Source organism: Streptomyces sp. NPDC055239 (genome assembly GCF_053606205.1).
In genome coordinates this window covers 1,339,922-1,352,108 of record NZ_JBSGRD010000001.1, presented here as the reverse complement: position 1 = coordinate 1,352,108, position 12,187 = coordinate 1,339,922, and the positions used below count along the sequence as shown (strand labels likewise).

Here is a 12,187-nt window from a genome sequence, read left to right as displayed (position 1 = left end):
TTCACTTCTTGTCGAGCACGTCGACGTACGCGTCGATGGCCTGCGCGCAGGAGCGCGGACCGCCTGCGCCCCACACCCGCGCGGGGAACGAGTGCGCGCGGCCTTCCTTCACGGCCGGGATCGTCTTCCAGATCGGGTTCTTCTTCAGCGCGGCGACGTACCCTCCGGCCCCTTCGTCGTTGGCGTAGAACAGGTTGGCCTTGCCCACCGAGGTGAGGCCCTCGACGTCGGTCTGCGCGAGGCCGTAGGACTTGTCGACGCCCCCGTCTCCGTGGGCCTTGTTGATGTCCTTGGTCCACGCGGGCTTCATACCGAGCTCCTTGCCTATCTCGGTGAACAGGGCGCCGTCGCTGTAGGGGCGGACGGTGAGGTTTCCTCCCTGCAGCCATCCGTCGAAGAACAGGAAGTCCTTCGTCGGCAGATCGGCGTCGGTGACCTGCTTCTTCGCCGTCGCGAGGTGGTCGTCGAACTCCTTGAGCACCTGGTCGGCGCGCTCGGTGCGACCCGTCGCCTCGCCGATCATGCTGAACACCTCGCGCATGTTCCCGATCGGGTCCTTCGGGTTCGCTCCCCGGGTGGCCATCACGGGGACGCCTCGCTTCTCCAGCTTCTTGAGGGTCTCGTCGTCGGCGTCGAACGCCTCCACCACGATGAGGTCGGGCTTCGCCGCGTAGAGAGTGTCGAGGTCGGGCTCCTCACGGGTGCCGATGTCGGTCACCTTGCCGGGCAGCTTCTCGGCGCTGACCCAGGTGCTGTATCCCTTCCCGTCGGAGACCGCGGTGGGGGTGACGCACAGGGTCAGTGCGTCCTCGATCTGCTGCCATTCCAGGACCGCGATCCGCTTGGCGGGCTTGTCGAGCTTCACCTGCCGGCCGACGCCGTCCTTGAAGGAGACCGGCTTCGTCGAGGTGGTCGTGGTGTCCTTGGCGCAGTCCTTCGACGCGGGCTTCGCGCTGGCACTGCTGCCGGCGTCGGCCTTGTCGACGGTGGTCGTGCCGCAAGCCGTTGCGGCGAGGACGATGAGCCCTGTGGAGGCTGACGCCGCCAGGCGATGGGCACGGTTCATGAACGTTCCTCTTTCTTGTTTTTGCGACCTTGTTTTGCGATGCGTCGTTCTCGCGACGCGTCGCTCTCGTCACACACCGGTCTTGTGACATACCGGTCTTGTGACTCGTTGCGGCGGCGGATGTGCCGCTTCAGGCGCGGTGCCGCTTCAGGCGGGATGCCGCCCGATGGGGTCGATGCGGAGACGGCCCGTGCGCGGATCGACGCCGACCTCGACACGGATGTCGTAGACCTCGCCGATGTTCTCCTCGGTGAGGACGTCGGCGGGTGCGCCGGCCGCGTGCACGCGGCCGGCGCGCATCAGGACCAGCGTGTCCGCGACGCGGGACGCCTGGTCGAGGTCGTGCAGGACGATCCCGACCGCGATGCCGTGCTCCTCGACGAGATCGCGCACCAGGTCGAGCGTCTCGATCTGGTAGCGCAGGTCCAGGTGGTTGGTCGGTTCGTCGAGGAGTACGACGCCGGTGTCCTGGGCCAGGCAGGCCGCGAGCCAGACGCGCTGTATCTCCCCGCCGGAGAGCTCTCCGACCGGGCGGCCCGCCATGTCGCGTACGCCGGTGACGCCCATGGCGTGCTCGATGGCGCTGCGGTCCTCGGCGGTCAGGCCTGCGAAGCCACGCCGGTACGGGTGGCGTCCGAACGCCACGACCTCCTTGACCGTGAGGCCTTGGGGCGCGGGCCTCGACTGGGAGAACAGCGTGATCTCGCGGGCGAACTCGCGGGCGCTGAGCAGAGCCGCGTCGCGCTCGGTCCCTCCGTCAGGGGAACCGAGCGTCACCCGGCCGCCGTCCACCCGGTGCAGTCGGGAGAGCGCGCGCAGCAGCGTGGACTTTCCGCTGCCGTTCGGCCCCACCAGAGCGGTCGCGCGGCCGGGTTCCAGAGTCAGCGAGACGCCGTGGACGACCGGTGTGCCGCCGTACCGCAGCACCAAGTCATGCCCATTGAGGGCAACCGCTGGTGTGGCGGGGTCGGTCACAGGGTGACCGGCCTGCCGGGAGGGGCTTGTGAGCATCAGGAGGTCCGGGTGATCGGAGGGGCGAGGATTGCGGCACCCTCCGTCCGGCCTTACCGGCCGGGCAGCGGACTCTCCACGCACGGAAGGGACCGTTCGCGGCGAGCAACAACTAAGGGTTACCTAACTCCGAGGAGCTTATATATCGCTCGCCATGTCGACAATCAGGAGTTCTGGACACCCGATACGGGATTCCGGACACCTTCGGGGGCGGCGTCGGCGGCGGCGAAGAACGCGCCCGGTGTGGTTCCGGTGATACGCCGGAAGGCGGCGATGAAGGTACTGGGCTGCGCGTAGCCGAGGACCTCGGAGACGGTCGTTACGTCGAACCCCTCAGAGAGGAGCGTCAGCGCCCGGTGCACGCGCAGCGCCTGCCGCCACTGTGCGAAGGACAGGCCCGTGGCGTGGCGGAACGCGCGAGTGATCGTGCGGTCGCTGATACCCAGCCACCGCGCCCACTCCTCCAGCGAGCGGGAGTCGGCGGGGTCGTCGAGGAGGGCTTCGGCGATCGCGTCGACCCGGGAGTCACCGGGCAGCTGCAGGGCGAACTGGCGTTCCGACGGCTGGAGCACGTCGAACACGACCGACTCCGCCCGCGCTCTGGCCGCCGCGTCGAGATCCGTGTCGGAGAGATGAGTCAGGAGTGACTCCAGCAAGGGCGTCATCGCGATCGCTCGGGGCCCTTCGAACGCGAACGCGGACGGTGTGCGGTCGGGGGCGAAGAAGGCCTCGTGGAACTGCGCACCCGCCGTCGCCCGGCCTCCGTGCACCACTCCGGCGGGCATCCACAGCCCGTACCCCTCGGACACGGTGAAGACGCGGTCCGCCACCCGGGACGTCAGTGTGCCGCCGCGGACCCAGACGAGTTCGTGCCGGGGATGCGAGTGCGGCGCCCACTCCGTGGGGACACGGGGTATCTGCAGCCCGGCGAAAATGGCGAAGGGGGCTATTGCCTGCTCCGGGAACGGCGCGACCCGGCGCACCACGGCGCCCGCCTCTTGCCGCCACATCCCGGGGCTCGCGTCACCACGGGACGATCGGACCATGGGAACGAGTCTAGCGGGGGCCCACGGCGGCGCCGGGAGCCCCCTGGCCTGCGACGACGAACCGGTGGGCCTTCGGCCGCGCGGGCGTCCGCCACCGCTCCCCGCCCGGTCCTGGCAGAAGCGATGACGGACGCCCCCCCCGACGCCGATCTTGGTCAGCCGAACGGAATCGTCAGTGTCGAATCGGCCGTCCCGGTCCGGAGCTTTGCCGGGGCGTTGCCGATCGCCGACCACACCTCCAGGCGTACCGTCCCAGCCTTCAGGTTCCCGAGCGTGCCGGTCGCCGATGTGAGGCCGCTGCCCTCGCTGTAGGCCTCCCAGCCGGTCACCGGGTCAGTCGCGAAGTACCGGTAGGTCTCCGTCCGTTCGAAGGTGCCGTCGCCCGTGAGGTCGTAGCTGATCCTGGCCTGTTGACCGAGGCCGACCGCGGTGCCCGCGTCCAACTGGAGGCGGAAAGCAGTGGACTTGCCCGCCGTGAGGGTGCCGTTGACCTTCTTCGCCTCGTAGACCAACGGCTGATACGGCGTGCCGTCGCGGTTCACGCCGTCCGCCGACGCGACGGTGTCGCTGCCGGCCGTGGCCCCCGTCGCCGTGGTGAGTGTGCCTCCCGTACGGAGCTGGAAGACGTTCCCCGTGGGCGGGTCCGGGTCGCCGCCACCCGTGCCGGTGCCCGTTGCCGTGGAGCGGGCCGGAACCGTGAGGGTCGCGCCGTCGGAGAAGGTGACCTTGCGGGACGAGGCGCCGTAGTTGTGCGCCGCGTAGGTGCGCACCGTCCCCTTGGTGAAGACCGCCGATGTCGGGATGTCGCCCGTGATCGTCGTGTCGGGGGCGCCGAGCGTGTCCAGGGTGCCGATCCAGTGGTAGGTGTGCGCCTTGGACTCTCCCTGCTCGGGCGTGTAACCGGCGTTGCCCGCGTCCCACTTGGCCTTGGCCGCGGCAGGGTCGGCGAGTGACTCGAATTCCCAGAGGATGTCGCGCCACTCGACGGCCGGGCCGCCGTTCTCCCGCACCATTTCGGCGAGGTTGCGCCGGATCGCGGACTTGTGTCCGGCCAGGTGGAGTGAACCCCCGGTGATCGGGAGGGCGTTGATGCCGTGGATCTCCTCGGGGTTCGCCGTCCACCACGTCGCGTACGCCGCTCCGCTCCCCCACACCATCCCGGCCGTGTCATGGCCGAAGCCGGAGGGGAACACCTGCTCGTCGGCGTCGAACCAGTACTGGGCGATCGCCTCCGACTCGGTGGTCAGCAAGTAGGCACCCAGGTCGCGGAGTTCGGCGTTGTCGGTGGCCGACCCCCAGAGCACGAGGGCCGCGCTGAGGTTCGTCGACTCGGACGACGACTCCTGGTTGTTGCCCGCGGCGAAACCCTGGTGCCCGGAGGCCCAGCTGTGGCCCGCGTACACGTCGAAACCGCGCAGGAAGGGGAAGGCCGTGTCGCCGCGGGCGGGGTTGGCCGCGTCCTTGATGAGGGTCTTCACCATGCCGCCCCACGCCGAGTCGGCGGCCCAGGCCTGGTCGTACTGGGCGACGATCGCCGCCGCGTAGACGTAGTAGCTGTAGTGGAAGTGGTGGTCGTTGAGTTCCGTGTCGCTGCCGTACGACGCCGGGTAGCCGGTCAGGGTCTTCCAGTCCTTGTCGTACGAGAACTCACTCGCACCGCCCGCGGTGAACCACTCCTGGAGCCGGCCCTTGAGCAGGCCGAGGAGTTTGTCGCGGGTGGCGGTCTCACCGATCTGGTCGGCGACCGGTACGAGTTGGGCGAGTCTGCCGAGCGCCTTGCCCGTCCAGTAGGTGTCGGTGGCGCCCGAGAACGGGTCCGCCGCGTTCGCCACGTCGTCGAGATACGTCTTCAGACGCGCCCGGTCCACGCCCGAGGACTTCGGGAGGGCGGGCAGGACGGACGAAGACTTCTGGGTGGTGCTGAACGACGTGCCCTCGCGGACTTTCATCGTGCCGCGCGGCGACACGTAGGTGTACGAGGTCAGCGCATCGGCCGTGTGCAGCCACTGGTGGCGGTAGAGCGCCTGGAGCGTTCCGGTCTCGCTGCCTTCCTGCGCCTGCGTGGTGAGGGTGTAGCCCGCCTTCACCGAGCCTGACGTGGAGGACCAGGTCGCCTTGGAGCCGGTGACGAAGCTGTAGGCGTACTTCTTGTACGTGGCGAGCGCGTCGGTCGACGGCAGGACGGCCAGCGAGAAGTAGTCCTTGGCGCCCAGACCGGCGGTGATCGTGGAACCGGAGACGTTCCAGTCGCTGCCGCTGGGGGCGAAGAGTGCGTAGTGGTGGCCCGCGACCGTGATCCCGAGGACGTTTCCTTGGTCCGCGAAGACGTTGGGCGCGGCGGCGGTGGTGATCTGGGCGTTGCCGCCCGAGCCCTTGGCGTACACGAAGGGCAGGCCGTGGCCGATGGTGGTGCGCAGGGTGCGGGTGCCGTCCGACCAGTAGGGGGTGACGGTCCAGTCGGACCAGGCGTCGGCCTTGGTGTCAGGGGAGTTGAGGCCGCTCAGGCCGAGGGTGAGGTCGCGCTTGTGCGCGTACTCGTACTGGCGGCCCTCGCCGACGACCGCGGGGGTGGTGGGGTAGCCGACCTCCAGACCGCCGGCGGTGGCCTGGTAGGTGAGCGGATGCCCGTACATCGGAGTGGAGTACGGGTTGTCGCCGTACCGCTGGAAGGCCAGGGAGGACCACCAGTCGTTGGTGGGGACCGGCTTGCCCTTGGCGCCCGGGGTGACCTTGGGGGTCACCGGGGTGCCGGTGTTGGTGGTGGGTCCTGAGGTTCCCGCGGGGCGGGTGTCGGAGTAACTGCCGGAGCCTACCGGGACGTTGGCTGCCGCCGCGGGAGTGGCGGCGGGGCCGAGACCGATGGCGGCCAGCGCGGCGACCAGCACCAGGGCGGCGGCCGGTCTGCGGCGAGGGACGAGTCGTAAGCGGGGGTCTGGCATGGACGGCACCTCGAAGTCATGACAGTGAGGACGTCTTGAGAGCGCTCTCAGATGTCGAGGAACGTAAAGCCAGTGCAAACAAGCGTCAATAGCTGGTGCAGACGTGAGTTGAGCGCCCGACGCCAGGCCGCCGCGCCTTCGACTCTTGACGAGGCCCTCCTCTGGCGCGGCACGCGTCAGACGCACCACTCCCCCGCCGCCACCCGGCGCGAACGCCGGGGACGACATCGTCGAAGCCGGGCCTCCTGTTGCCGACTGCCGTCTCTGCGCGGCAACTTGGGCGGGCCCCGAAGACACCTCCAGGATCCCGAGGCATCTCCAGGACGGCGACTCACTCCATGTTCGGGCTCCGGCTGCCTCTTGCGTGGCTACGTGTCCGGCTTGTCCGCGCCTCGTCCGGCCGCGAGGGCGACGTCGATGGCCGTCCAGGCCATGCCGGTCGCCCCGTCGAGTACGGCCCTGTCCGCTGTCTCTGTACGGCACGCGGCGGTGAATTCCGGTTGGTGGTTGACCGCAGGGAGGCAGTCAAGGCCGAGCATGGGGTGGATGGTGGGAACGACATGGGAGACGTTCCCCATGTCGGTGGCGGCGCCCGCGACGCTCTTCGGCAGTTCGGGGAAGCTGCGGCCGAGTGCCGTCGCGTTGGCGACCCACAGGTCGAGCAGGCCCTGGTCCGGCCTCAGGTCGGCGTAGTCGGGGCCGACCTTCGTGGTGGACAGGTCGCAGCCGGTGGCCAGCGCGCCCGCTTCGAAGCAGCGGTGCACCCGCCCGGCCAACGGCTCCAGGGCGTCCAGGGTGTCGCTGCGCACGATCCAGTGGCCGCGGCTGACGTCGGGGATGACATTGGCGGCGGAGCCTGCCTGGGTGACGATGCCGTGTATGCGATCCGAGGCCGTGGTCTGCTGGCGCAGCAGCCCGATGCCCACCTGGGCGAGGGTCATGGCGTCCGCCGCGTTGACGCCAAGATCGGGATAGGCACCGGCATGTGCCGCTTTGCCTTCGTAGGACACGTCGAACTGGGTGACGGCCAGGCCTGGCATGGCCGCCATCTCGACCGCCGCCGGGTGAACCATCATCGCCGCGTGTACGCCGTCGAAGGCACCCTGTTCCAACATGAGTACCTTGCCGCCGCCGCCTTCCTCGGCGGGAGTGCCGAGTATCCGCACCGTCAGGCCGAGTTCGTCCGCCAAGGGGGCCAGCGCGATACCGGCGCCGACGGCCGCGGCGGCGATGATGTTGTGGCCGCAGGCGTGCCCGATGTCGGGCAGCGCGTCGTACTCCGCGCAGATCGCGATGTGGGTCGGCCCGGTGCCGACCGTCGCTTCCACGGCGGTCGGCAGCCCGCAGTACCCGTGCTGGACCTCGAACCCCGCTTCGCTCAGGGCGTCGGCGACCCAGCGGCTCGCGAGATACTCCTCGAAGGCCAGTTCGGGATTGTCGTGGATCCGGTGGGACAGGGCGATCAGGTCGTCCGCCGCGGCTCGGACGTGCCGCGCCGCGGACTCCTTGGCGGCGGTCACAGGCCGGCCGCCGGAGCGGTGGCGGCGACGTGCACGGCGGCGGGCCGGGTCGCCGCGTCGTACGCGGCACGGGCTCCGGTGGCTCCCATGCCGCTGTCGCGGGCCGGTTCGTACAGCCGCTCGGGGCCGCCGCCCTGCCACTGGTTGACCCATACGACACCGACGGGCAGTCGCGCGGCTGCCGCGATGTGATCGGGGTCGTCGGTGTACACGGTGGCGGCGAGGCCGTAGCGGGAGGCAGCCGCGCGGGTGAGGCCCTCCTCGAAGCCGGCCACGACGGTGACGGGCGCTACGGGGCCGAACGTCTCCTCGGTCATCACGAGCATGGTGTCGTCGACTCCGGTGAGCACGGTCGCCGGGTAGAAGTAGCCGGGGCGTTCCGGTACGGCTCCGCCCGCGCGCACGGTGGCGCCCTTGTGGACGGCGTCCTCGACATGGCGTCGTACGGTGTCGCGTTGCCGCGCGTCCACGAGTGGCCCGATCACCGTGGCGGGGTCGAGACCGTCGCCGACGGTGAAGGTCAGCGCCGCGGCGACGAGCGCCTCGACGAACTCGTCCGCGATCCGCTCATGGACGTAGATCCGTTCCATGGAGGTGCAGATCTGGCCGGTGTTGATGAACGCGCCGAACGCGACGGCCTGCGCGGTGGCCACCGGATCGACTCCGGCGTCGATCACGACGGGGTCCTTTCCGCCGAGTTCGAGCACGGAGCGGCTCAGGCGGTGTCCGGTCGCCGCCCCCACGGCGCGGCCGGCCCCGACCGAGCCGGTGAAGTGGACAAGCCGTACGTCTTCGTGTTCCGTCAGCGCCGCGCCCGTGCGGCCGTCGCCGAGTACCAGGTTCAGTACGCCCGGGGGCAGTCCGACGGAGGCGGCAAGATCGCACAGCCGCACCGTCGAGACCGGGGATCGCTCCGAGGGCTTGACCACGACGGTGTTCCCGGCGGCGAGCAGCGGGCCGAGCGCGCCGAGGACCATGACGACGGGAAAGTTCCACGGAGTGATCACTGCGGTGACGCCGAGCGGGTGGCGCACGATGTCGGTCCGCTCTCCCGCCGGACCCGGACCGGTCACTGTTTCGCTGAACGGGTAGGTGAGCGCCTGGTCCGCGGCGGCCTTCAGCCCGGCCACGGCCCCCGCTATGAAAGAGACACCGATGCCGACCGGTTTACCCATCTCCCGGCATTCCAGTTCGGCCAGTTCGTCGGCGTGTGCGGCGATCGTGTCGGCCCAGGCGTGAATCACTTCCACGCGCCGCGCCACGGTGAGCGCGGCCCACTCGGGTTGCGCCGCGACCGCCACGGACACGGCGCGGTCGACGTCGTCGGCGCCGCCCGCGCGGAACTGCGCGAACGCTTCCTCCGTGGCGGGGTTGACCACGGCGAGGACATCGTCGCCGACCGGTTCTTCCCACCTGCCGCCGATGAAGTTCTGCAGGGTTTCCATGGTTGTCGCCGTTTCTGTTCGATACGGGGTCGGAGCAGGGGGCTCGGTACGAGGCGGGGGTTGGGGGCTCAGCACGAGCGGGATCAGAGGGCTCCGTACGAGCGGAGTCAGGCGTCGAGCCGGTCGGCCATGAGCTCGCCGGTCATGATGGCGGCGAGATTGGTGTTGGCCCGGGGGACGGAAGGGAAGATCGAGGCGTCCACGACCCGCAGACCCCGGACACCCTGGACCCGGCACGCCGGGTCGACGACCGTCTCGGCCGCCCCGGGAGCGCCCATCCGGCAGGTGCTCGTGCCGTGCTGGGCGTCGATGACCGTCGACAGCAGGTGGTCGTCGAGGTCGCTGTCGTTCGCCAGGGCCTCGAACAGCGGACGGTTCGCCTCTTCGATCGATCCGCCGAGGACGGCGGCCGTCTCGGGGCTGCCGCTCAACTCGACGAGGGCGCGCACGCCTTCCCTCATCGTGGCGAGATCACGCTCGTCGGAAAGCATCCGCTGGGCTACGTACGGGTGCGCCGAGGGGTCGGTGGAGACGAGGGCGAGTTCACCGCGCGAGTGGGCCCGGTTCAGCCAGACACCGAAGGCACCGGCGTGCGACTGCGTGTTGGCCGTGGCCATGGCAAGCACGTTCTGGTTGAGCGAGACGAACATGAGGTCGTCGGAGTGTGTGCACGTCCCGCTGGACCAGCGCACGCAGACGTTGGTGTGCCGGTCGTGCGGTGACTTGATGGCGGCTTCGGCCCGCAACGGCAGCGAGAGCACCGTCATCGCGTGGTCCTGCATACCGAGACCGACCGGCAGGTCCTGGCGGACCTCGATCCCCAGCGCCCGCAGCTGACCGGCGGGGCCGATGCCCGAGCGCAGCAGGATCGCCGGCGAGTGGATCACTCCCGCGCTGAGGATCACCTCGTCCGCGTACTCGGTGACGACGGATCCGTCGATCACCACACGGACACCGATCGCGCGGTCGTTCTCGAAGATGACGCTGTCCACCAGCGCGTCGCCGCGGATGGTGAGGCCGGCCAGTTCACGTGCGGGTTCGAGGTAGGCGTCGTTGACGCTGACGCGGCGGGCGTCACGGGAGTTGATCGGGTAGGGCGAGACTCCGGTGGCGCCGGGTGCGTTGACGTCGGGGGCCCAGCCGAACCCTGCCGCCAGGGCCGAGTCGGCCAGGGCCCGGTCGACGCCTCCCCAGGCTTCCTTCGGGGTCCGGTGGATCGGGGTCGGTCCGCCGCGACCGTGGTAGGTCTTGTCGCCGAACTCGTCGTCGTCCTCCAGCTTGGCGAAGTACGGCAGCACGTCCTCGGGCGCCCATCCGCTACAGCCGAGCCTGGCCCATTCCTCGAAGTCCTCCATCGGCGGCCGGATCGCGATCTGGCCGTTGACGGACGAACTGCCGCCCACTCCCCGGCCGCGCCAGTACGGGGCCTGCGGCTGCTTCTCGGTGCGCGAGGAGTTCAGGCCGGTCCACACGAGATGTTCCGAGGCTGCGGGGTCCATGAGGGCCACCACGGGATTGGGCGAGCGCCACGGCTCAGGCATCTGCGCCGAGCGGTAGTCGGGGCCCGCCTCCAGAAGGAGGACCCGTCGGCCGCGAGCGGCGGCGCGGGCGGCGATCGCCGCACCCGCGGAGCCCGCGCCGACAACGATCAGGTCGCGATCGTGCTTTGCCATCTCTACTCCTTGATACGGGAGCGTGCTCCGCGCCGGTGACTCCTGCACGGATGCTGGTAATCTGACGTACCAGGAATGTTCAGTCAAGAATGAATTTTCATTTTCTTCCGTACAGGGAGGATGAGTGTCGCCAGCCGCCGACAACAGGTCAGCCATGGGCGAAGGGAGTTCGGTCACGGGTGACGGAAGCTCGGCCATGACTGACGGGCCGCTGGTCGAGGACTTCGGTCAGCGGATCGGGCGCGCGATGGGCTGGCCGCCCATGGCCGGCCGTCTCGCGGGCGTCCTGATGCTCAGCCCGACCCCCATGACACTGTCGGAACTGCAGACGGCCCTGGGAGCCAGCAAGGGTTCGGCGTCGGAGATGACCCGCCTGCTCATCACGAACGGCACGGTCGAACGGGTCAAGGTACCCGGCGTGCGCCAGGCCGGTTACGTGTGGCGCGACGACGCATGGACCGGCTGCCTCCAGCACCAGCTCAACCAGACCGAGCAGTTGCTGGAACTCGCGCGGACCGCGCAGGAACGGGGACTTGGCCTGCCAGAGGCTCAGCAGGCGCGGTTGCGTGACATGCACGCCTACTACGACTTCATGGTGGGGCATCTGCGACGGCTGCTCGACGAGTACCAGCGACTGCACACCGGATAGCGGCACGACAACTCGTGCGCCGGTCACCGCGCCCGGTCCTTGACGCCGGCTCTCCTCGTGATGCCGGACGCGGGCCCGGCAGGTGGCCTGTCTATGCTGCCCTGATGACTGAGGTGGACACGAAGAAGTCGCAGGGTTCAACCGTGAGTCGGGGGAGATACTTCGTGTACACCCTCGTCGTGATGGGACTTGGCTGGGCCATCGCGGCGGCCAACACCGGGATCTCGTATCTCGCGGTGGGCACAGATGTGATTCCGATCATCACCGGCATCATCGGGTGCTTCGCCTTCGCGGCCCTCCTGGTCTTCCTCCACAACGCGGTGTGGCTCGCCCTCGTCTCCTTCCTTCCGGCGATATTCGTCCTCGTGGGCTCGGTGCAGATAGCCCCCGAGGCCGCTCTCGATGTCCGGGGGGTGCGTGAAAGCGTCCGCATCACAGCCGACAGCGCCGACGACGACGGCTCGAGCAGCCACCGCTTCACCCTCGTCGGACCGGACGGAAAACTCGACGAGCCGCTGACCTATGACGGGAACGACCCGGAGTGGGGGGTGGGCGATCGGCTCGACGTCATCAGCGACCCGGAGGGTGTCGTCCCGATGGAAGCCGCCACCGACGTCGACCCCGCGGGCCAGATCGGCACTCTGATCATGGGCCTCGTCGGATGGACGGGGATCACGCTGCTGGCAGGCCTCCGCGGTTTCATACGGCGCCGGGCAGGCCATCGCATCACGCTCGACGACCTCGGCAACGTCGCTTGAGGCCGGGTCCGTAGAAGTCGCACCGACACCGCACAGGACCGACTGGTTCGTTCAGGGGCCCGCAGGGCGGCGAGCGGACG

At 69.5% G+C, this 12,187-nt stretch carries 9 protein-coding genes; 2 read left to right on the top strand and 7 right to left on the bottom strand.

Annotated features, from left to right (window positions below):
* Position 1 precedes the first annotated feature (1 nt).
* From ACWFRJ_RS05640 to ACWFRJ_RS05610, 7 genes are all read right to left on the bottom strand, one after another.
* Positions 2–1,066 (bottom strand): iron-siderophore ABC transporter substrate-binding protein, encoded by a 1,065-nt coding sequence (locus ACWFRJ_RS05640; protein WP_453524900.1) that lies wholly within the window; start codon positions 1,064–1,066, stop codon positions 2–4.
* 147 nt (positions 1,067–1,213) lie between these two features.
* Complete coding sequence (locus ACWFRJ_RS05635) at positions 1,214–2,077, bottom strand: ABC transporter ATP-binding protein (RefSeq protein WP_453524899.1); 864 nt, start codon at positions 2,075–2,077, stop codon at positions 1,214–1,216.
* A 164-nt stretch (positions 2,078–2,241) separates the two neighbouring features.
* Entirely contained in the window at positions 2,242–3,087 is an 846-nt protein-coding gene (locus ACWFRJ_RS05630) for a helix-turn-helix domain-containing protein (protein ID WP_453525074.1), read from the bottom strand.
* Positions 3,088–3,278: 191 nt separating this feature from the next.
* Entirely contained in the window at positions 3,279–6,062 is a 2,784-nt protein-coding gene (locus tag ACWFRJ_RS05625) for a glycosyl hydrolase (RefSeq protein WP_453524898.1), read from the bottom strand.
* 368 nt (positions 6,063–6,430) lie between these two features.
* A complete protein-coding gene (locus tag ACWFRJ_RS05620) occupies positions 6,431–7,582 on the bottom strand; it encodes a M20 family metallopeptidase (RefSeq protein ID WP_453524897.1) in 1,152 nt (383 codons plus the stop codon).
* On the bottom strand, positions 7,579–9,027 hold the full coding sequence (locus ACWFRJ_RS05615) for an aldehyde dehydrogenase family protein (protein ID WP_453524896.1): 1,449 nt from the start codon (positions 9,025–9,027) through the stop codon (positions 7,579–7,581). The genes ACWFRJ_RS05620 and ACWFRJ_RS05615 overlap by 4 nt, the downstream gene beginning before the upstream one ends.
* Before the next feature lie 107 nt (positions 9,028–9,134).
* Positions 9,135–10,700: a GMC family oxidoreductase gene (locus tag ACWFRJ_RS05610; protein WP_453524895.1), complete on the bottom strand. Its 1,566-nt coding sequence runs from the start codon at positions 10,698–10,700 to the stop codon at positions 9,135–9,137.
* 196 nt (positions 10,701–10,896) lie between these two features.
* Between ACWFRJ_RS05610 and ACWFRJ_RS05605 the strand changes: the two genes are divergently transcribed.
* Together ACWFRJ_RS05605 and ACWFRJ_RS05600 are read left to right on the top strand one after the other, a co-directional pair.
* Positions 10,897–11,349, top strand: a complete 453-nt coding sequence (locus ACWFRJ_RS05605; RefSeq protein ID WP_453524894.1) for a GbsR/MarR family transcriptional regulator — start codon at positions 10,897–10,899, stop codon at positions 11,347–11,349.
* Between the two features lie 104 nt (positions 11,350–11,453).
* Entirely contained in the window at positions 11,454–12,107 is a 654-nt protein-coding gene (locus ACWFRJ_RS05600) for a hypothetical protein (RefSeq protein WP_453524893.1), read from the top strand.
* Positions 12,108–12,187 lie beyond the last annotated feature (80 nt).